At 32.9% G+C, this 21,204-nt stretch carries 22 protein-coding genes; 20 read left to right on the top strand and 2 right to left on the bottom strand.

The genetic code is table 11. The annotated features are described in order from the left end of the window. Positions 1–29 precede the first annotated feature (29 nt). Positions 30–1,898: an ATP-dependent helicase gene (locus C3E88_RS07090; RefSeq protein ID WP_236909472.1), complete on the bottom strand. Its 1,869-nt coding sequence runs from the start codon at positions 1,896–1,898 to the stop codon at positions 30–32. 174 nt (positions 1,899–2,072) lie between these two features. Here C3E88_RS07090 and C3E88_RS07085 point away from each other — a divergent pair, with 174 nt between their 5' ends. From C3E88_RS07085 to map, 8 genes are all read left to right on the top strand, one after another. After that, entirely contained in the window at positions 2,073–2,465 is a 393-nt protein-coding gene (locus C3E88_RS07085) for a GntR family transcriptional regulator (protein ID WP_236909471.1), read from the top strand. Beyond that, on the top strand, positions 2,458–3,357 hold the full coding sequence (locus C3E88_RS07080) for an ABC transporter ATP-binding protein (RefSeq protein WP_236909470.1): 900 nt from the start codon (positions 2,458–2,460) through the stop codon (positions 3,355–3,357). Before C3E88_RS07085 ends, C3E88_RS07080 begins: the two co-directional genes overlap by 8 nt. Beyond that, the gene (locus C3E88_RS07075) at positions 3,332–4,393 is read left to right on the top strand and encodes a hypothetical protein (protein ID WP_236909469.1); all 1,062 of its coding nucleotides are present in this window, start codon (positions 3,332–3,334) and stop codon (positions 4,391–4,393) included. Before C3E88_RS07080 ends, C3E88_RS07075 begins: the two co-directional genes overlap by 26 nt. A gap of 130 nt (positions 4,394–4,523) precedes the next feature. Next, positions 4,524–5,078 carry a phosphatase PAP2 family protein gene (locus C3E88_RS07070; protein WP_236909468.1) on the top strand — a complete coding sequence of 185 codons (555 nt, stop codon included), beginning with the start codon at positions 4,524–4,526 and terminating at the stop codon, positions 5,076–5,078. A gap of 52 nt (positions 5,079–5,130) precedes the next feature. Then, positions 5,131–5,952, top strand: coding sequence for a nitroreductase family protein (locus tag C3E88_RS07065; protein WP_236909467.1), 822 nt, complete (start codon positions 5,131–5,133; stop codon positions 5,950–5,952). A 123-nt stretch (positions 5,953–6,075) separates the two neighbouring features. After that, the gene (locus C3E88_RS07060) at positions 6,076–8,187 is read left to right on the top strand and encodes a heavy metal translocating P-type ATPase (protein WP_236909466.1); all 2,112 of its coding nucleotides are present in this window, start codon (positions 6,076–6,078) and stop codon (positions 8,185–8,187) included. 146 nt (positions 8,188–8,333) lie between these two features. Next, positions 8,334–9,290, top strand: coding sequence for a tetratricopeptide repeat protein (locus tag C3E88_RS07055; RefSeq protein WP_236909465.1), 957 nt, complete (start codon positions 8,334–8,336; stop codon positions 9,288–9,290). A gap of 51 nt (positions 9,291–9,341) precedes the next feature. Then, entirely contained in the window at positions 9,342–10,088 is a 747-nt protein-coding gene (gene map, locus C3E88_RS07050) for a type I methionyl aminopeptidase (RefSeq protein WP_236909464.1), read from the top strand. Positions 10,089–10,166: 78 nt separating this feature from the next. Here the strand turns inward: map and C3E88_RS07045 are convergent, their stop codons facing one another. Further along, positions 10,167–11,168 carry an aminopeptidase gene (locus C3E88_RS07045; protein ID WP_236909463.1) on the bottom strand — a complete coding sequence of 334 codons (1,002 nt, stop codon included), beginning with the start codon at positions 11,166–11,168 and terminating at the stop codon, positions 10,167–10,169. A gap of 179 nt (positions 11,169–11,347) precedes the next feature. Between C3E88_RS07045 and C3E88_RS07040 the strand changes: the two genes are divergently transcribed. The 12 genes from C3E88_RS07040 to C3E88_RS06980 all read left to right on the top strand — a co-directional run. Beyond that, positions 11,348–11,725 carry a hypothetical protein gene (locus tag C3E88_RS07040; RefSeq protein ID WP_236909462.1) on the top strand — a complete coding sequence of 126 codons (378 nt, stop codon included), beginning with the start codon at positions 11,348–11,350 and terminating at the stop codon, positions 11,723–11,725. 6 nt (positions 11,726–11,731) lie between these two features. Beyond that, positions 11,732–12,271 (top strand): DUF2087 domain-containing protein, encoded by a 540-nt coding sequence (locus tag C3E88_RS07035; protein ID WP_236909461.1) that lies wholly within the window; start codon positions 11,732–11,734, stop codon positions 12,269–12,271. Between the two features lie 405 nt (positions 12,272–12,676). After that, positions 12,677–12,982, top strand: a complete 306-nt coding sequence (locus tag C3E88_RS07030) for a (2Fe-2S)-binding protein (protein WP_236909460.1) — start codon at positions 12,677–12,679, stop codon at positions 12,980–12,982. Next, positions 12,979–14,076 (top strand): NAD(P)/FAD-dependent oxidoreductase, encoded by a 1,098-nt coding sequence (locus tag C3E88_RS07025; protein WP_236909459.1) that lies wholly within the window; start codon positions 12,979–12,981, stop codon positions 14,074–14,076. The genes C3E88_RS07030 and C3E88_RS07025 overlap by 4 nt, the downstream gene beginning before the upstream one ends. Further along, positions 14,070–14,834, top strand: coding sequence for a (2Fe-2S)-binding protein (locus tag C3E88_RS12450; protein ID WP_336513075.1), 765 nt, complete (start codon positions 14,070–14,072; stop codon positions 14,832–14,834). Before C3E88_RS07025 ends, C3E88_RS12450 begins: the two co-directional genes overlap by 7 nt. Next, complete coding sequence (locus tag C3E88_RS07010) at positions 14,827–15,975, top strand: NAD(P)/FAD-dependent oxidoreductase (protein ID WP_236909458.1); 1,149 nt, start codon at positions 14,827–14,829, stop codon at positions 15,973–15,975. The genes C3E88_RS12450 and C3E88_RS07010 overlap by 8 nt, the downstream gene beginning before the upstream one ends. A gap of 23 nt (positions 15,976–15,998) precedes the next feature. Further along, the gene (locus C3E88_RS07005) at positions 15,999–16,373 is read left to right on the top strand and encodes a 4Fe-4S binding protein (protein ID WP_236909457.1); all 375 of its coding nucleotides are present in this window, start codon (positions 15,999–16,001) and stop codon (positions 16,371–16,373) included. 13 nt (positions 16,374–16,386) lie between these two features. Beyond that, positions 16,387–18,513, top strand: coding sequence for an aldehyde ferredoxin oxidoreductase family protein (locus C3E88_RS07000; RefSeq protein WP_236909456.1), 2,127 nt, complete (start codon positions 16,387–16,389; stop codon positions 18,511–18,513). A gap of 11 nt (positions 18,514–18,524) precedes the next feature. Next, complete coding sequence (thiS, locus tag C3E88_RS06995; protein WP_236909455.1) at positions 18,525–18,722, top strand: sulfur carrier protein ThiS; 198 nt, start codon at positions 18,525–18,527, stop codon at positions 18,720–18,722. Between the two features lie 160 nt (positions 18,723–18,882). Next, positions 18,883–19,515 carry a response regulator transcription factor gene (locus C3E88_RS06990; RefSeq protein ID WP_236909454.1) on the top strand — a complete coding sequence of 211 codons (633 nt, stop codon included), beginning with the start codon at positions 18,883–18,885 and terminating at the stop codon, positions 19,513–19,515. A gap of 148 nt (positions 19,516–19,663) precedes the next feature. Beyond that, positions 19,664–20,836: an MFS transporter gene (locus tag C3E88_RS06985; protein ID WP_236909453.1), complete on the top strand. Its 1,173-nt coding sequence runs from the start codon at positions 19,664–19,666 to the stop codon at positions 20,834–20,836. A 123-nt stretch (positions 20,837–20,959) separates the two neighbouring features. Continuing rightward, on the top strand, positions 20,960–21,204 hold a 245-nt coding region (locus C3E88_RS06980; RefSeq protein WP_236909452.1), incomplete at its 3' end, for a hypothetical protein.

The raw sequence follows: 21,204 nt of genomic DNA, 5'->3' as shown, positions 1-21,204 counted from the left end.
TTAGCTAGGGTTAATGTAATACATCAACCCTAGCTAATTAACCCTTCTAATTCAATTATAAACCTTGAAGGATTTACTTCTTTTCCATTTTTATTGTTTAGGGTAATCAAGCTCAAGTGCTTTTTAGCCCTAGTCATACCCACATAAAATAGTCTTCTTTCTTCCTCTAAAGTTTCCACATTGCCTTTTAGAAAATCGTCAATACTAGTAGTATTAGGAAAATCTCCATCGATTAAATCAATTATATAAACCCTTTCGAATTCCAACCCTTTGGCAGAATGAATAGTGGATAAGGTAATGCCATTTTTGACATCTTTAGATTTGATAGATATATATTCTAAATATTTTAGCCGTCCAATGAATTCATTAAAATTTTCCGTCCTAAAAGCTATCATTTTTATATAATTTAATATGGTTTTTAAGGCATCTAGGGTATGGCCAAATTTCATACAGCTTTCCCTTAGGTAATCTTCATATTTCAAATCTTTTTCTATATATGATATACCATCGTAGGGAGGCAGTTTAGATAGTTTTTTAAAATCCAATTTTAGTTCCAAGAAATTTTGTTTATAGAACTGATTAATACCAGGACATTTTAGTAATCTATCAAATACTGATTGTTTGTAATTCAATGTTTTTATGTAGTTTAGCTGTTTTTTAGAAGTAAATCCTTTCATCTTGAAGTATATCTTTTCAAAAGTTTCTATATCTGAAGGATTTTGAGCTAGTTGAAAAAAACATAGTATATCTTCTACCATCCAGTGGTTATAAAAGCTTATCTTATTGTCCCTCATATAGAAGGGAATACTATGCCTATCTAAATATTCAATAACTCCTATGGCAGATATATTGTTTCTATATAAAATAGCTGAGTTTACATAATCTCCACGAGAGTTTATATCATCTAGCAGGAACTCATATTGTTCTTCTAATGTATTTACCTTAATTATATTGATAGGTTCTAAAAAATCATTCTTAGTAAATATATCCTTATTATATCTTAAGGAATTTTGCTTTATAAATTTATTGGATAGGGATACTATATTTTTAGTAGAGCGATAATTTTGTTCCATATAGAATACCCTTCCATCTTTATATATCTTGTTAAATTCAAATAATCCCTTAGGATAAGCCCCCCTAAAGCCGTAGATAGACTGATCATCATCGGCTACGATAAATAGATTGTTCTTCGGATGAGCTAGTGTCTTAATTATCTCCATTTGAGCTTTGGATGTGTCTTGGCCTTCATCTACCTGAATGTATTGGTATCGGCTTCTATACTTGTTTAATAGATGCTTGTCCTTATTCAATATCTCAAGGGAAAGGGTTAACATATCATCAAAATCCAATAGATAATTAGTCCTTTTATAGTTTTCATAACTTCTATACACTTCTTTAAAATTGGAGATGCCTATTTTATATTGAGACAAGAATTCCTCAGGAGTAATGAGCATGTTTTTAATATACCCTATGGAGTTTATTAGGGTTTCCAATTTTTCATCGGTAATATACTCATTGTTTATGGAAAAATAGATTCTTTTCAATATATTGTATTTGTTTAAATCCCTTTTATTATCTTCAATAAGGGTATATCTAATTCTATTTTTATAGGCATATTCTCTAATTACACCATAGGTGAAGCTATGTATAGTTGAGAAGTGAACAGGTATGTCAGATATATCTCCATATAGCTTATTGAATCTTCCTTTCATATCTCGGGCTGATGCTCTACTAAAGGTAATAGACAATATCCTCTCAGGCCCTATATGATGATTTAGTATTAAATTAGCAGTTCTATGGATTAGGACAGTAGTTTTTCCTGCCCCAGGGACCGCTAATACTAAAGCAGGGCCTTTCATATGGTGTATGGCATCTATTTGTTCTTTACTTAAATTCATAAAAACACCCCTTATTTATTGAACAAAAATTTAAAATAGATTATTCAAATCAGGAGAAATTACCCTACTTTATAATTTAACACAAAAATACTATTGACAAAAGCCCTATTTAAGCTTATACTGACTATAGTGTACTAATACGAATAGTACACGAAAGACACAGGAGGTGATAAATTGTTCAACATAGATGCTTCCAGTAGTACACCAATTTATGAACAAATAGTAGATAGTATAAAGGAGAGTATATTGAAGGGAATAATAGAACCAGGGGAAAAACTACCTTCTGTTAGAGAGCTGGCTAAGCTATTAACTTTAAATCCTAATACCATACAGAAAGCCTATCAGGAATTGGAAAGGCAAAAGGTAATAGTAACCTTACGAGGCAAGGGGACATATGTTGCTTCAGACTATAAGCCGAGAAAGGATGAGGATAAGTTGATGGAAGTAAAAGAATTGTTTAAAAAAGGAATAATAGAGGCCCACTATATGGGATTTAAAGAAAAAGATATTTTGAATATGATTGAGGAATTGTTTGAAGAATTAGAGGGGGTGGACACAGATGATTAGGGTATCCAATGTAGATAAACATTTAGGTGGAGAGAAGATACTTGACAATGTGAGTATAAATGTAGATAAAGGCTCTATATATGGTCTCATAGGTCCCAATGGAGCAGGAAAGACTACTTTAATAAAAACCTTAGTAGGAATATACGAACCAGAAAATGGAGAAGTACTTATTTCAGGAGAAAATATAAGGGATAATACAAAGATAAAGTCACGATTAGGATACGTCGCTGATTATCAATATTTTTATCCTAATTTTAGGGTAGGACAGATGGTGGATTTTTATAGAGATACTTATCCACTATGGCAAGAGGATAGATACCTTAGTTTAAAGAAGATATTTAAGTTAGATGAAAAGAAGAAGATAAGTTCTTTATCAAAGGGGATGAAAACTCAACTATCTTTGATGTTAAACCTCCCCATAAATCCTAAACTGTTGGTACTAGATGAACCAACTTCAGGATTAGATCCAGTTATTAAGAGAAAGGTGCTAGATTTAATCATAGATGAAGTAAGTATAAATAAAACCACAGTCCTTATATCCTCCCATCATTTAGGAGAACTAGAGAGGCTATGTGACCATATAGGGATAATCTATGAAGGAAAAATCCTTTTAGAAGACAGTATAGAACATTTAAAATCCAATGTTAGGAAGGTTCAGGTGGTATTTAAAGACAGTATTCCTGAAGATATAAAAGGACACAAAGATATATTAAAGATAGAAAATAGGGGAAGAGTATATGAAATAATAGTAAATGACCATATGGATGAACTAATAACTAATATCAAGCAGCATGATCCTATACTATTGGAAACTATAGATATGTCTTTGGAAGAAATATTTATATATAAAATGGGAGGTGTAGGATATGTATTTGAAGACATTGCCCTTTAATAAGACTCTTTTTAAGAAGGATTTTAACATGGTAAAGATATTAGCGCTTTTTATAGCAGGTATATTGTTTGTAAGTATAACAACTTATGTGTTGTCTCGGCCATATTCTTTGAATAATTTAGAAAAACACCTTACAGAAGAAGGTGTTGAATATAATAGGGATGATCTGATAAAAGTATATAAAGCAGAAATAACTTGGAGACTTACAGATAATGAGGCAATTATTTTCATATTGGTATTAGCACCTATAGGTATAATTGCTATATTGTTTGGCGAGGAAAAAAGGATGAAAACCTTTGAGCTATTATCTGTAATGCCTTATAGGAAATATGAGATATTTTTCAATAAATTGTTAGCGGCTTTATTAGCTATAGTTTTACCTTTTGTTATTAATGGATTGATTATGATATTAGCACTGGGAGCCTCTCCTAGTTTGAGGATGTTTTATTCAGCTAAGCAAATTTTGGTTTGTATATTATTAAATATATACTATCAATTGCCTGTATTAGGCTTTGCTCTAATATTTGGAGCTATTACAGGAACAACTATTTCTCAAGTAATATTGACAGCGATATTTATAGTATTTCCGATAGGATTTCCACTGTTGGTAGCTTTTAATTTGGAACTTTGGGGGTTATCCAGTCATACTAATCTTGCTATTAGGCTTGATAAAATATTGGAATATAGTATTATAGGAGTATTTGATACTCCTTACCAAGGACTTAAGCACTATATTATATTTATTCTATTATCAATAGGGATGATTATAATAGCAAAGATATTATTTGACAAAAATAAGATAGAAAGAAATAGAGAGACTTTAGAATTTGAAAAAACAGAAGGATTCTTTAAAGTTGGGGTATCCATATGTACAGCATTATTGATGGCAGTGATTTTTATATGGATTTTCAATGGTTTTATTTCTATGTCTAAGTTTTTAGAGGTGCTAATAATTTTAATAGGGTATATTGTAGGAGGATTACTAGGCTATTTTCTAGCCCAATTCAGCATAAAAGTAAATAAGAGTAAAGCATAAAAATAACCGTCCCTTGAATAATAGGGACGGTTATTTTTGTTTGATTCATATTAATGGATTATAATAGCCTTATATGGGGTAATATTAGCATATAATACTATAATGAAATCTTACTTTAGAGGTGGTCATATTGAAGAAAGGTTTTAAATGGTTTGATGATAGATTAATAGAGATATTAAATGACAAAATAAAAAGTGATTTTTTAGATAAATTCATGCTTAAGTTTACAAATCTAGGTGGAGGAATATTTACTACCTGTTTTGTAATTTTTTTAATACTAATAGATAGAGGTAATGTTAGATTTATTGGAATCCAAGCTGCTGCTACCTTAATAATAAGCCAGAGCATTACCTATAGTTTAAAAGCATTGTTGAGTAGGGAAAGACCATATAATATACTAAAGAATTTAAACACCTTTGATATAATATTGAAGGATTATTCCTTTCCTTCTGGACATACTTCAGCTAGTTTTTCTATAGCAACGACTATAGCCTTCAATATACCTAAACTATCTATACTAGTATTTCTCATAGCATTAACCATAGGTATATCCAGGGTGTATTTAGGGGTCCATTATCCTACGGATGTGGCAGCTGGAATTATACTAGGGATAGCCTCAGCAGTAATAGTCCACGCTTATCTATTAGTCCATTTGGAAAATTTTATGGTTTTAATCTTATCATGATTAATTTAGAAGGAAGTTTTAGTGATATAATTAATATAAAATTGAAAGGGTGATGAATTTGTTAATGAATAATTTCTTAAGGAATCGTAAGTCCGTAAGGGATTTTAAAGACAAAAAAATGAAAGATGAAATGTTAGGAGAGATAAAAGGTTATTGCAATCAATTAAGAGGAGAAATAGCTAAAGAGGGGTTTGAATTTTTACTATTTGAAGATGGTGAAAGGATATATAAGTCTTTAGAAGGTATAGGGGGATATGCAGGAGTAATGATAAAGAGTCCCCATTACATAGGCTTAAATATCAAGGATAATAGGGATGAATCCCTTATCTACGGTGCCTATTTTATGGAGAATTTGATTACTAAATTGACGGATTTAAATATAGGTAGTTGTTGGATAAGCCTTAAAGGAGTAGATGAGAAAACTAAAAAGGATTTATTCCAAACAACAGATGGGAATATAGATTATCTATTGGCCATTGGACATCCAGTACCTAAAAACCCTTTTGTGGGAGATTCTACTAGTTCAAGAATTGGTGTAGAAGATATAGTATTTAAAGATGAAATAGGTAAGGCTATGGATTTAGGTGAACTAGAAAGTAGAGGATTAGATGATTTATTTTACTATATTAGATTTGCTCCCTCCAGTCACAATAAGCAACCTTGGAGATTTATACTGAAGGATGATAGAGTAGTGCTGTTACTAGCTCACTCCCCAGAAGAAAAGCCTAATTTAGCTGATGCTGGTATAATAATGTATTATTTTGAAAACTTAGCTCAAGCTATTGGCATTGATAATAGATGGAACCTGTTGGACAATGAAGATTATTATGATGGAAAAATAAAATATAAATATATAGGAGAATTTGGTATATAAGATGATATTAAAAACGCCTTTTGTAGGCGTTTTTTTATTGACATTTGTGGAAAAAAAGCATATAATATTATTGAACATATGAACAAGTACTCATATGTTCAATAAGCATTTGGAGGTTATCTTATGAAAGAGATTGTATTAGAATTAGAGGGATTAAACTGTGCTGGATGTGCAGCTAAAATTGAAAAATTGACCAATGATATTAATGGAGTAGATGATGCTACTTTAGATTTTGTATCTAAAAAGTTAAAGGTTAAAGTAGAATCTGAAGGCGAAGCAAAAGATATAACCGACGAAATAAAGACCATAGTTAATAAACTAGAGCCAGATGTGGTTGTAGTTGAAGAAGGTGAACATGATCATAGTCATGGTCACGGTCATTCCCATGATCATGGAGATGTTAAAAAAGAAGATATCATTAAAATTATATTTAGTGGAATTTTATTTATATTACCTTGGCTGTTGAAGTTAGAGGGTACACCAAGATTGATCGTATATTTACTAGCATATATAGTAGTAGGTTCGGAAATTGTAATAACAGCCTTTAGAAACTTAATGGCAGGACAACCCTTTGATGAATATTTTTTGATGACAGTAGCTACCTTAGGAGCATTTATCATAGGGGAGTATCCTGAAGGAGTAGCTGTAATGTTGTTCTATCAAGTAGGAGAATTATTTCAGGGATTGGCAGTTAACCATTCAAGAAAGTCCATATCATCCCTTTTGGATATTAGGCCAGACTATGCTAATTTGGAAAGGAATGGACAAACGGTAGTTGTAAATCCTGCAGAGGTTCATGTAGGAGATTATATAATTGTTAAGCCCGGAGAGAAGGTTCCTTTAGATGGAGTAATAGTAGAGGGGAAATCTTCAGTAGATACTTCAAATATAACTGGAGAGTCGGTACCTAGAACTGTTAATATAGGGGATGCTATTTTAAGTGGATTTATTAATAACGAAGGATTGTTGAAGATTAGAGTAATGAAGGAGTTCGGGGAATCTACTGTATCAAAGATTTTAGATCTAGTTGAGAATGCCTCTAGCAAAAAGGCTCCTACAGAAAACTTCATTACTAAATTTGCCAGATATTATACTCCGGTAGTAGTATATACTGCATTGGCCATTGGATTGATACCACCTTTATTATTAGGATATGATATTAGGGATTGGGCTTATAGGGCTTTTGTATTCCTTGTAATATCTTGTCCTTGTGCACTGGTTATATCCATACCACTAGGATTCTTTGGTGGAATTGGAGGGGCTTCTAAAGCTGGTGTGTTGATTAAAGGCGGAAACTATCTAGAGGGATTAAATGATGTAGATACTATGGTATTCGATAAGACGGGAACCATTACTATGGGAACCTTCAAAGTAACTGATATAGTAGGATATAATGGGTTAACAGATGGACAGGTATTGGAATTAGCAGCTTATGGTGAAGCTTATTCTAATCACCCCATTGGCTTGTCTATAGTAGATGCCTATGGTGATAAAATAGATAAGGATAGGATTAAAGATTATAAGGAAATAGCAGGGAAAGGCATACAGGTAGAAATAGATGGGGAAACTGTGTTTATAGGAAATAAAAAGTTATTTGATGACAACGGTATTGTTATTGAAGAAATGGATTCCATTGGAACTGTAGCCTATATAGGTAAGGCTCATACTCACGTAGGAACTATTGTAGTATCAGACCAACTAAAAGAAGGGGTAGCACAGGAGATAAAAGCCATTAAGGCCCAGGGTATAAAGGAAACCATAATGCTATCTGGAGACAATGAAGAGACTGCAAAAAAAGTGGGAGATTTAGTTGGAATAGATAAGGTATATGGCAATCTGCTACCCCAGGACAAGGTAAGGATATTTGAACAGATAATGGAAGAAAATCATGGTAAGGTAGCCTTTGTCGGAGACGGAGTAAATGATGCTCCAGTGTTAGCTCGCGCAGATATAGGAATAGCCATGGGTGGTTTAGGTTCAGATGCGGCCATTGAAGCATCGGATATAGTTATAATGACCGATGAGATAGGAAAAGTAGTCACTGGAATAAATATTGCAAAGAATACTAAAAAGATTGTTACCCAAAACATAATATTAGCTTTGACTATAAAACTTATAGTACTAGTGCTAGGAGCCTTTGGCAAGGCAACTATGTGGGAAGCTGTATTTGCAGATGTGGGAGTATCCATAATAGCCATATTAAATTCTATTAGAGCTTTGAAAGTAGAAAAATAGAATATAATAAATACTCGTAGGGCAGACTATATAGTCTGCTCTAATTGTTTTTAAAAATATAAGTTTTTAGCCTTAAAAGTAATAAACATCTATGAACTTGTGATAAACTATAATTAGATATATAATATTTTTGAGGTGTGTGATGAATGAAAAGTCAGTTAAGTAGTATGGACAGAAAGAAGAATTATATGATTCTTGCAGAGAACTCCTACTTTGATGATAATATGGAGAAAGCCATTAAATTTTATTTTAAAGCTCTGCAATTTGCTAGGGATAAGTATACGTATATAGAGATATTATATAATATAGCCATTATTTACGACGAAATGGATGTTCCTGAAAAAGCATTAAAGGCCTATGAAAAAATTACTAAAATCCGTAAAGAAGAAGCTGGAGCCTTTTATGGTATGGGAACAATGTATGAAAGATTGGATGATAAAGATAAGGCTTTAGATTGCTATATTAAAGCAACAGAGATCGACTCTGATTACGATAGGGCCTATTTTTACATAGCTAATATATATGATGAACTAGGACAGAAAGGTAAGGCCATAGATTATTATGAGAAGGTTACAAGCCTTGTCCCCGAGGATTATATAGCCTATAATAATCTAGGTTCCATATACGAAGAAATAGGAGAGTATCATAAGGCCTACAGCATGATTAAGAAAAGCATTCAGTTGAATCCTAATTATTATAAGGCTCTATTCAATATGGGAGTTATATATAAGAAATTAAATAAATATAAAAAGGCTATAGAATATTATAATAAGGCTATAGAAAAGAATAAAAGCTATTCTTATTCTTATTTAAATAAGTCTGCAATATATATAGAACAAGGTAAATTGGAGGAATCCATAGAGGTTCTGTCTGAAGGAATAGAATACAATCCCTATGCTGAATACTTGTATTATAATAGGGCTTGTTGTTATGCCAAATTAGATATAAAGGATAAAGCTATAAGGGATTTAAGAAAGGCTATACTAATATATCCTAAGATTATAGAGATGATAAAAACTGATGAAGATCTGGATAATCTTAGAAGGGACGAAAGGTTTATATCTTTGCTCAATCAAAATGGTGGAGATAATTTGCTAAAATAGTTTAGTTTTGGTATATATAAGATAGGATTATGGATAGAAAGGGTTGGATATATGATAATTATTAAGACGGAACAAGAAATAGAAATGATGAAGAAAGCAGGTGAGCTTCTAGCAGAAGTACATAAGGAAATTGCTAAGATGATAAAACCAGGTATTAGCACCTATGAAATAGACCAATTTGTAGAAGAATACCTAAAAAAGCATAATGCAACACCGGAGCAAAAAGGCTACTATGGATATCCTTATGCCACTTGTGCTTCTATCAATGATGAAATATGTCATGGTTTTCCTCGAAAAGAGTCCTTAAATAATGGAGATATAGTCACTATAGATATGGTGGTAAATTTGGATGGATGGTTAGCAGATTCTGCTTGGAGCTATGGAGTAGGAGAGATTTCCGATGAGGCTAGAAAACTATTAGATGTAACTAAAAAAGCCTTATACATTGGAATAGAAAAGGCAGTCATCGGCAACAGGATAGGGGATATATCCCATGCAATTCAAACCTATGTGGAATCAGAAGGTTTCTCTGTAGTTAGGGACTTTGTTGGACATGGTATAGGAAAGAGCATGCATGAAGATCCTCAAGTACCTCATTTTGGAAGGCCAGGTAGAGGTCCTAGACTTATGGAAGGAATGGTATTGACCATAGAGCCAATGGTCAATGTAGGAAAATATCACTGTACCATAGATGACAATCAGTGGACAGCAAGAACCATCGATGGGAAATTATCAGCCCAATATGAACATACCCTAGCTATAACTAAAGAGGGACCATTAATATTGACACAATTATAGGTGCCAGGCACTAACTTACTAACCATCATAACTTATTATCTATATGATAAGTTGGTATTTTAGTGCCTGATTTGTTATTTAGCTAAAAACAACATTATCACAATAGAAGACAAAGTCCATATGAAAGGGACAATTATTTTTACCACCAGATAGATGGTTCATCCCCAAACCTATATGGTAGGTACCTAAAGCCTTCTCGTCTACTGGTGTAAATCCTGTCAATTCCTTAACTTGAGGATTTAATCCAATTCCAAACTCACATAGAATCCTATAGTTTTCTGGTAGGGAATTCAAGAATTGATTTAATTCTTTTACAGAGCATTCTACTAATTTTCCATGTTTAAAGACCATGAGTACATCCTTGTATATACGCCCTTTAAAATTTACAATGGATACTAATAGATCTCCATTACTATCTTCTTCTATAGGAGCAATAGATATTTCACCAGGAGGAAAATCACCACATCCATCATCTATATACCATTTTCTTTGATCAATATTCAATTTTAAACAATACTTTTTTCCGGTAAATATTTCTATGGCATTTTTATCTTTAAGATTCTCTACTCGTTTTTGACAATTCTTCTTTAGTTTAGGAAAGTCTACTGCTAAGGCATTACATATAATAGAATTGTAGATATTATATTCTAAACCAGCATTTGAAGCATTTATCTTAGTAGGTACGGTAAGTTGTATATAATATTTTTTATCGTCGGTTAATGTATTAAACAGTTTAGCCAAGTGTTTTTTAAATTTAGGCTTATCTTCTTCAGAAATTCCATTAGGGAAACTTGGCGTATACATAAATATATCCACTACGGATTTAAAAGAATCTAGATAATCAAAATAGTTTTGAGGAAATTCTATATTTCCATGAATTAAATTGATAACTATATTATCAAAAAAGAATTTTGAACAGTGGTGTTTTAAAGGAATAACACCTTTTTTACTTAAGCTTTCTGCAATAGAATCTAAAATTTTCAGATCTTCATTATCGCCCCAGAAGTTTAATAAAACTGAATCTCCTTTTTCAAAGGGAAATCCTTCACAAATATTTGGGATAAGGTTTTTAAACTCCATGTTAATTCCTCCTGTAAATTTATTTTGATATATATCGACTTAAATTTTACCATGGATTTAATAAAAATACAATATGTTTTGATATATATCAAAATAAATAATAGAATATAATCACATAGATATTGAAATGATATTTTAAATGTAGTAAAATAAAAGCATAAATCATAGGGGGGATTGAGGTGAAAGATATAAATTGGTTAAAAGATGATTATTTGAATTTTTTGCAACAAAAGAAGAATAAATCGAAAACAACGGTAAAAGAATTACAGGAAGAAGAGAGGATAGATGAGGCTAATTTAGAAAAGATAAGGCTAAATGTTATTGAAATATTCTCTAAGATATTTGATATTTGTAATAGTGATAATCCTGTGGATTTGAAGGAAAAGTATATCGGTTATTTTAATAAAATAACTAAACCTTGGTACTTAAATAAAAAAAAGGCTACAGAATTTCATGATGAAAAGGAAGCTATAATAGAAGAAATAAAAATTCAAGAAGCAGAAAGTTTAAAAAGTAAATTTGAATATTATTATCAAATGGAAAAGATTCAGGAGTGATATATATTGGATGCATTGGAGATTTTTAAATGTTTGTCTGATAGTTCAAGATTAAAAATAATAAACAGCTTAATGCTAGAGCCTATGTATGTAGAACTGCTGGCGGAAAGGTTGAAATTATCAACTTCTACTGTATCCTTTCATCTTAGAAAACTATTAGATGCTAATATAGTATCATCTAAAAAAGAACAATATTATACTGTATATAGCTTAAATGAAGAGATACTTTCAATGAACCTTAAGGATTTAGTGGAGGATAATAGAAGCGAAGATGAAATACTAAATCAAAGAGAACAAAGATATAGAGAAAAGGTTATTAATTCATTTTTCAAATATGATAAATTAATGGAAATACCAGTACAGATGAAGAAGAAGCAGATAGTTCTAGAAAAAATAGCGGAAAGTTTTGAAAAGGATAGGAAGTATACAGAAAGAGAAGTCAATCTAATAATAGCGGATTTCCACGATGATTTTTGTACCATAAGGAAAGATCTAGTAGGCTTTGGCCTTATGGAAAGAAATAATAACATATATATGAGAAAATAGCACAAGGATTTAATTTCCTTGTGCTATTTTCTCCCTACATATTATATCTTAGAATATAGTCACTTGCCGCCCCTGGCACTAACATATTAACTTATGGATTATTAATCTGGTTTTTATACCACTAACAATATTCATTTATTGATTACAAAACTTTTAGATATATGATATAAGGCAGGGGAATTTCCTGCCTTATTTTTAGAGGGGAAATCTATTAATCATTGTATTCATGGAGTAGACAAATATATATGAATCTTATATACTAGAAATAGAAGTCAGATTATTTAAAATATAGTGAATAGTCAAACAGAACGGAATGGGTATTCAGAGACTTCCTAAAAATCATATTAAGGTGGTGTATTATGAAGTATCATATCTTCTAATATTATTAAGGGGGAAGTGATGTGAATGAGGATAGAAGAGCATCCTATCCTATCTTTTAAGAGGGATGAAATTATAAGATTTATCTATGATGGGAAGGAGTATATTGGTTTTAAGGGTGATACTATTGCTTCTGCTTTACATGCTGCTGGTGTTAAGGTTTTAGGGCATCATCATGAAACGGGTAGAGCTAGAGGCTTTTACTGCGCTATAGGGAATTGTTCTTCTTGTTTGATGACAGTTGATGGTCAGCCTAATGTGAGAATATGTGTAGAGGAATTAAAAGATGGAATGGTAGTGGAAACACAGAAGGGAAAGGGGGAATTAGAATGAAAACCACAGAAATTGCCATAATTGGAGGAGGCCCTGCTGGTTTATCTGCTGCCATATCTGCTGCATCTTCTGGAGCAAGAGTTACCCTCGTAGATAGAAATAGTAATCTTGGAGGACAGCTTAAGAAACAAACCCATAAATTCTTTGGATCACAAAAACAATATGCTTCATCAAGAGGATTTGATATAGCAATAATTTTTGAAAAGGAGTTAGAAAAATATAAGAGTCAAATTGAAATCCTTACTAATGCTACTGCGCTGGGCTTATATGAAGATGGTATTATGACCATAGAATGTGATAGACGGTACATAAAGTTAAAATCAGAAAGAATAATAGTGGCAACTGGTGCTTCAGAAAAATTCTTAGCTTTTCCAAACAATGACCTTCCAGGAATATATGGAGCTGGAGCAGTTCAAACTCTAATGAATGAGTATGGGGTTAAACCTGGGGGAAATGTACTGATGGTAGGGGCCGGCAATATTGGCCTTATTGTCAGTTATCAACTTATGCAAGCAGGTGTAAATGTTAAGGCAATTATAGATGCAGCTCCAAGGATTGGTGGTTATCTAGTACATGCTTCTAAAATAAGGAGAATGGGGATTCCTATACTGACCTCCCACACCATAAAATATGCCTACGGCAAGGAAATGGTGGAAAAAGCAACAATATGGCAATTAGATGATAATTGGGAACCTATACCTAATACAGAGAAGGATTTAGATGTAGATATTATCTGTATAGCAGTTGGGTTGTCGCCCTTAGCCGATCTTCTGTGGCATATAGGCTGTGATATGGAATATATACCAGAACTGGGAGGGCATGTGCCAATAAGGGATGATAATCTAGAGACCAATATTTCTGGCATATTTATAGCCGGTGATGTTGCAGGAATTGAAGAAGCCAGTAGTGCTATGGTGGAAGGAAGATTAGCGGGACTTTGTGCTGCAAAAAGTTTAGGATATAATATTGAAAACTATGAGGAACAAAGAAAGGATTTAATAGACCAACTTATTTCCTTAAGATCAGGACCTATGGGGGGAAAAATACGAACAGGACTAAGCAAAGCCATAGTTCAGGAGGGGATAGTATGTTGATTAAAACTGGAATACCAACGAAAGAAGATATAGAAGGAATTACCCCTTCTAAGGAAAGAAGGCAGAAAGGTCCAGTAGCAGTAATTGAATGTTACCAAGAAATTCCTTGCAATCCTTGCTATATTGCCTGTAAATTTGGAGCTATAAAGGAGTTTGAAGATATAAACCAAAGGCCTATTTTGGATTTTGAACTATGTACTGGTTGTGGCCAATGTGTAATAAAGTGCCCTGGGCTTGCTATATTTATCATCGATGAAAATTATTCAGATACAGAAGCTTTGGTTCAAATACCATATGAGTTTTTGCCATTGCCTGAGAAAAATACTTTTGTAACTGGGTTAGATAGGGAAGGGAAACCAATATGTAGGGCTAGGGTAATGAAAGTAAGGAAAGGCAAAGGGCTAAATAAAACATCTACAGTGACATTAACAATCCCTAAACGATACACTATGGATGTAAGATCTTTTAATATTGAAGATTACTTTAGTGACAACACTATGATCTGTCGTTGCGAAAGTGTCACCCTTGGAGAGGTAAGGGAATTAATTAGACAAGGATATAAAACTATTGATGAAATAAAGAGAATAAGTAGGGCAGGTATGGGGTCTTGCCAGGGTAGAACATGTAGACATTTAATAATGCAGGAAATAGCAAAAGCAACGGGACAAAACATGGCAGATATGCCCATGAGTACCTTTAGACCACCTACTAAACCTATTAATTTAGGTATGGTAGCAGGAGGTGGAGACGATGAATAAAACTGCAGATGTTGTAATAATTGGTGGGGGTATTTCTGGTACTTCTATAGCCTATCATTTAGCTAAGAAGGGTGTAAAGAATATAGTCGTTGTAGAAAAGGCTTTTTTGACCAGTGGCGCTACGGGAAGGTGCGGTGCTGGGATTAGAATGCAATGGGGAACGGAGAGAAATTGTAAGCTAGCAAAAATGTCCGTAGAGTTTTATGAAAATGCTAACGAGGTACTAGGATATGAAAGGGATATTGAATTTAACCAGGGGGGATATCTATTAGTTGCAGGTACAGAGAAGGAAGATGAACAGTTTAAAAAGAATGTGGAACTTCAAAACAGTATAGGAATTCCTGCAGTGTATTTAACCCCAAAGGAAGCTAAAGAAATAATTCCTCATATGGATGAATCTAAAATATTGGGAGCAACTTTTTGTCCTAAAGATGGGCATTTAAATCCATTCCATACTACAGAAGCGTTTGCTAATGCTGCTAAGAGGTTAGGTGTAGAATTTATGACTTTTACCAGAGTAAAAGGTATTGAGACTCAGGGAAATAAAATTAGAGGTGTACATACGGATAAAGGATATATTTCTACTCCTATAGTAGTAAATGCTGCTGGTGCTCATTCTAAGGAAATTGGCAAAATGGTCAATATTAACATACCTATATATTCTCAAAGACATCAAATTCTAGTCACTGAACCTGTTGAGCCAATTCAAAAACCTATGTATATGGGTTTTTCACTGAATATATATTGTCAGCAAACTCCCCATGGTAGTTTTATTATGGGGAGAGGAGACGATAATGAACCGAAAGATCTTAGGATAACTTCCTCGTGGCGGTTTATGGAGGAGATGGCAAGGACTTGTTGTGAATTGCTTCCTATACTAGGTAAATTAAATATAGTAAGACAGTGGGCTGGACTTTATACTATGACTGCCGACGCTCAACCTATATATGGTGGAGTAGAAGAATTGGAAGGCTTTTATCTAGCTTTAGGGTTTAGTGGTCACGGTTTTATGTTAGGGCCAGCTACTGGGCTATTGATGGCTGAAACCATTTTAGGTGAAACTACTACTATAGATATTGGTGGTTTAGATATTAATAGATTTAAAAGAGGTGAGCTAATATTTGAACCTGCTGTTGTGTAATTATTGACAAAGGGGGTTTTATCTTGAAATGTTTGAGCAAAAATCCAGAATTATGTATAAAGTGTAGAGCGTGTGAAGAAGCTTGTTCCAAAGCTTATTTTAAGGAAAATAATCGTGGAAAATCTAGAATTCGAATAGGTGAAAATAAAAAAATTGTAGCGTGTACCCAATGTGGTGAATGTATAGATATATGTCCAGTAGAAGCTCTGTATAGAGATGGGAAAGGTATAGTAAGATTGAACAAGAATAGATGCGTAGGATGTTTTATGTGTGTAGGATTTTGTCCAGAACTTGCCATGTTTGAACATGAGGACTATACTGAACCCTTTAATTGTGTAGCTTGTGGAATATGTGTAAATTCATGTCCAACAGAAGCCATTTATATAGAGGAAAAGTAAAGGGGGAATAGATGTGGAGAAGCTAAAAGAATATAAATATGATTTAAGGGAAATAGAAAAAGGCTATAATAGCAGAACTCTATATATAAACCTAACGGATTTAAATATTAGAGAAAAGAAAATATCCAATGAGATGAAGGAGAAACTAATAGGCGGTAGAGGTTTTGGTCTATGGTATCTGTGGAATTCGGTTAATCCAGAAACTAAATGGAATGATCCAGAAAATGAAATCATTATCTCTACTGGTCCCGTAGGTGGAATCACACAGTATCCAGGTGCAGGTAAATCCACAGTAGTAACTCTATCCCCATTGACTGGAATCCCTATAGATAGTAATGTAGGAGGATATTTTGGACCTTATCTAAAGTTTTCTGGATTTGATGCTTTAGAAATTCACGGAAAAGCTGAAGAGAATGTAGTCATATTTATAGATGGCAATAATGGGAAGGTTGAGATCTCAAAATCCAATATGGAGGAAAAGGATAGCCATATATTAGCCGAAAAACTTACTGAAATTTATGCTATTGATGAAGAAGATAAGAAGAATATATCCGTTGTATCTACAGGTAGTGCTGCTGAGCATAGTTTGATGTGTATGCTAAATTTTAGCTTTTATGATGTAAGGAGGGAGTCTACTAGGCTCAAACAAGCTGGTAGAGGAGGTACAGGTACAGTATTTAGAAACAAAAATATACAAGCTATAGTAGTTAGATATAAGGGGACTAAAGGAAACCTAAACAATCCGGTGGATCAAGGGAAAATAAACAAAACAGGAATTAAACTCCATAGGGAGATAGCTGAATTAGATCATAAACAGAATAGGATGAGAGAAATTGGTACTGCAAATATCATAGAAGTAATGGACGAATATGATCTATTACCAGTTCACAACTTTAAATTTGGGAATCACAAGGATACATATAAGATATCATCAGATGTATTTAAGGATATGGTAACTCAAAACATGCCAGACGGTTGCTGGTATGGATGTAGTATGTCCTGTGCTAAGGCAGCTGATGGATTTATACCAGAAACAGGACCTTATAAGGGGCAGAAAGTAATTGTAGATGGGCCAGAATACGAAAATGCTGCAGGTTTAGGCTCAAATATTGGAGTGTTTTGCCCTAATGGAGTTTTAGAAATGAATTTTTATTGTGACACCTATGGTGTGGATATCATATCCTTTGCTACTACCACTGCCTTTATCATGGAATGCTATGAAAATGGTATAATAAACAAAGAAATAACTGGTGGGCTGGAACTTAACTTTGGAAATAAATACGCAGCATTAGAACTACTGCACCAGATAGCAAAAGGAGAAGGATTTGGCAAATTAGCTGGTTTAGGTATAAGAAGGCTTAAAGATATATTTGTTGAGGAACATGGTGCAGACAGGGATTTTCTATGGGATATAGGAATGGAGCAAAAAGGATTGGAGTATTCTGAATATGTTAGTAAGGAAAGTTTGGCTCAACAGGGAGGTTATGGACTTACTAATAAAGGCCCTCAGCATGATGAGGCTTGGTTAATATTTATGGATATGGTAAATAACCAAATACCAACTTTTGAGGACAAGGCCGAAGCCCTCCATTACTTTCCCATGTTGAGAACTTGGTTTGGATTAAATGGATTGTGCAAGTTGCCTTGGAATGATATAGCTCCAGCAGATAATCATCTGACAGATGAACCTGCTAAAATACCCGAACATGTTCAAAATTATGTAGATTTATATAATGCGGTAACAGGAGGCAATATTGATGAAGATGAGCTAATAAGACAATCAGAGAGGGTATATAATTTGCAAAGGATATTCAACATAAGGATGGGATATGGTAAAAGAATTCACGATAAAACTCCTTATCGCTCCATGGGGCCGGTAACGGAAGAAGAATATCTATCCAGACAAGAAAGATATGATAATCAACTAAAAGAATTATTGAATTATGAAGTAGAAGGGAAAACTACAGAAGAAAGGATAAAAGTGCTGAGAAAGTATAGAGAAGAACAATATGAAAGATTAACAGATGCAGTATATAAGAGAAGAGGCTGGACTATGGATGGTGTTCCCACTCCTGAGAAATTAAAGGAACTAGGTATGGATTGGCCAGAACTATTGGAAGTAGTGGAAAAACATATTTAAAGGTGATTTAGATGATTACGGTAAATGGTAAAAAAGTTCCCTATGAAGAAGGATTAACCGTTGAAAAACTATTGGAAAAGAAGGGATATGTGTATCCAAGGATTATTGTTAGGATAAATGATAAGATAATTGAGGAGGAAGACTATTCTAACACTATAATTAATAGTGGAGACCAAGTACAATGTTTGCATTTGATGGCAGGGGGATAATGTGCAGAATGTATATAGCATAGTTTTTTCAAAGAGGAGCTATGCTATATTTTTATACATAAATGGTATTAGAATTATGTTAATATATGATAAAATAATATAAGCTCTTGTTTATTTAAAACACTAATCAATTTAAGCAATAAAATCAGGAGGTCTAAGGATGATTAAGGTCTTAATAGTGGATGACCAGGCCCTTATAAGAGAAGGACTGAGTATGATGTTAAGCCTCTATAAAGAAATAGAGGTAGTTGGAGAAGCTGCCAATGGCAAAGATGCAGTTGATTTAGTAGAAGAAAAAGAAATAGATGTAGTTCTTATGGATATCCGAATGCCTATTATGGATGGGGTCGAGGCAACAAGGGTAATAAAAGAAAGGTACCCCCATCTAAAAATATTAATACTTACTACTTTTAATGAAGATGAGTATATATTCCAAGGATTAAACAATGGAGCAGATGGCTATGTGCTAAAGGATGTTAGTTCAAAGGAATTGGTAAATAGCATTAAATCCGTATATAAAGGAGATATGCTATTTCATGGAGAAGTAGCTAAAACTATAGCTGGCGCTGTAAAAGGAAATGTAAATATGCAAAGGGAAGAAAATATATTTAATGACCTGACTCCCAGGGAGATGGAGATTGCTAGATTAATAGGTGAGGGGAAAAGCAACAAAGAGATAAGCAAAATACTATATATAACAGAGGGCACAGTTAAAAATCATGTAACTAGAATACTGGATAAAATGGACTTAAGGGATAGAACTCAATTGGCAATCCTATTAAAAAGTCGTTAATGTTATTTAGGGACAAGAGCAGAAGTATGACTTTAGTCATAGGGAAAACATGACCAAAATGGTGACTTTGGATTCAAGAAAATACAGGCATTTAAAGCTATACTAGAAGTAGGAAAGATTAAGATTTTAATGTATAGGAGGTTTTACAGTGGATAATTTAAAGGCCTTAAAGAAATCTGTATTCTACATATCTTTTCCCTTTTCTCTAATAGGTTTTTTATTTCCAGTGTATGCTTATTCTAAAGGTGTGTCTATCATGGGAATAGGGATTATATATTCTGCTTTTTCCTTATTTTCTATTTTAATGCGCCCAGCTGTTGGAAAGCTAATAGATAATAGAGGAAGAAAAACAGGGGTAATCATAGGCACTTGCTTTTACTGTTTGGTAAATGTTTTCTTTTTAATAGGCATGGATTTTAAATACTTATTAGCAGCTAGGATATGTCAAAGTATAGCTGGGTCTTTTTATTGGATTAGTATAGATACTATTATATCCGATATAAGCCATGAAGGTAATAGATCTGAAAACTTTGGAATAATAAATGAATCCATAAACAAAGGTGCTTTTTTGGGAATTTTTATAGGTTTTAGTATACTACTAAATGATTTATTTAAAGATTCTTTTAAAATCGTATTTTTAATATATTTAGGCACCAGTTTAATTAGCCTTTTCTATGCTATTACAAAGGTAGAAGAAACTATTCAGTTTAGACAGACTTATGGGGAAGAAGTTATGAAAAAAGGCAAAAATTTTAATTTGTTTTTAGTTTTTATGGGCCTACTTGCTTTTATATCTTGCTTAACTAGTCATACTTATCTTATATATGTTAGGGAAAATATTACAGATAAATTTCACCTTATAAGTTATCTGTTTTTACCAGGAGCAATTTTATCCATGTTTTTGCCAAATAAATTTGGGAAAATATCTGATAAATATAGTAGGGAGATAGTACTGTTTGTTGGTATGTTTATTACTGGCATATTATATTTATTGATTCCAGCTATGAAGGCTTACTTCTATTTTATGATTATGGATACTTTAATAGCTATAAGTACAATGTTTTATGGTCCAGCTCAGTCGGCTCTCGTAATTGACATTGTGGGAGAAAATCAAAGGGGAAAGGCTTATGGGAAGTATAAATTAGCCCTTGGCATGGGAGGGATAATTGGGCCTATAGTGGGAACATATATCTATGAACATTTAGGAAATACAATGGTGTTTTATATAAAAGGAATATTACTAATAGGTATTTGTATATTGTCAGTAATATTTTTCAGTAAGGAAGTTAGGTACAATGGTGTTAAAAACAAAATAGTCTAGTAATTTGCTTTTTGGCTCTTAGGTGGTGTTTATATGGGAAAATGGGGGAGAAATACTTATATATTAAGGTGTTTTCTGTACATAAGTTTTTTTATAGATATTATTTCTAGATATTTGGGGAATATGAAAAAATTAATCCTATTTTCTTCTATATTATTAATCTTAGTTATTAATGATCAATTAAGGCTTAATAGTTCATATATATACAAGAATTTAAAAACATATTGTGCTTCAATATTAATTTCAACTTTTATTGGTGCTATTCTAGTTTATTTCGTTGGCGGATATATAGGAGTCTATCAATATGTTATTTTAATAGATATTGCTTTTCTTAAAAATGAAAAGGCAATAAAATATCTATATATTTT

This window comes from Clostridium sp. Cult3, from assembly GCF_021655115.1.
Taxonomy (GTDB): domain Bacteria; phylum Bacillota; class Clostridia; order Tissierellales; family Tepidimicrobiaceae; genus PPXY01.
This window is presented reverse-complemented; position numbering and strand designations above follow the sequence as displayed.

Excerpts from the sequence above, each read along its gene's own strand:
- C3E88_RS07025 (WP_236909459.1), top strand. The coding sequence starts at position 12,979 with ATGAAAACCACAGAAATTGCCATAATTGGAGGAGGCCCTGCTGGTTTA.
- C3E88_RS07090 (WP_236909472.1), bottom strand. The coding sequence starts at position 1,898 with ATGAATTTAAGTAAAGAACAAATAGATGCCATACACCATATGAAAGGC.
- C3E88_RS07010 (WP_236909458.1), top strand. The coding sequence starts at position 14,827 with ATGAATAAAACTGCAGATGTTGTAATAATTGGTGGGGGTATTTCTGGT.
- C3E88_RS07065 (WP_236909467.1), top strand. The coding sequence starts at position 5,131 with ATGAATTTGTTAATGAATAATTTCTTAAGGAATCGTAAGTCCGTAAGG.
- C3E88_RS07045 (WP_236909463.1), bottom strand. The coding sequence starts at position 11,168 with ATGGAGTTTAAAAACCTTATCCCAAATATTTGTGAAGGATTTCCCTTT.
- C3E88_RS12450 (WP_336513075.1), top strand. The coding sequence starts at position 14,070 with ATGTTGATTAAAACTGGAATACCAACGAAAGAAGATATAGAAGGAATT.
- C3E88_RS07080 (WP_236909470.1), top strand. The coding sequence starts at position 2,458 with ATGATTAGGGTATCCAATGTAGATAAACATTTAGGTGGAGAGAAGATA.
- C3E88_RS07055 (WP_236909465.1), top strand. The coding sequence starts at position 8,334 with ATGAAAAGTCAGTTAAGTAGTATGGACAGAAAGAAGAATTATATGATT.
- thiS (WP_236909455.1), top strand. The coding sequence starts at position 18,525 with ATGATTACGGTAAATGGTAAAAAAGTTCCCTATGAAGAAGGATTAACC.
- C3E88_RS07060 (WP_236909466.1), top strand. The coding sequence starts at position 6,076 with ATGAAAGAGATTGTATTAGAATTAGAGGGATTAAACTGTGCTGGATGT.
- map (WP_236909464.1), top strand. The coding sequence starts at position 9,342 with ATGATAATTATTAAGACGGAACAAGAAATAGAAATGATGAAGAAAGCA.
- C3E88_RS06990 (WP_236909454.1), top strand. The coding sequence starts at position 18,883 with ATGATTAAGGTCTTAATAGTGGATGACCAGGCCCTTATAAGAGAAGGA.
- C3E88_RS07030 (WP_236909460.1), top strand. The coding sequence starts at position 12,677 with ATGAGGATAGAAGAGCATCCTATCCTATCTTTTAAGAGGGATGAAATT.
- C3E88_RS07075 (WP_236909469.1), top strand. The coding sequence starts at position 3,332 with ATGTATTTGAAGACATTGCCCTTTAATAAGACTCTTTTTAAGAAGGAT.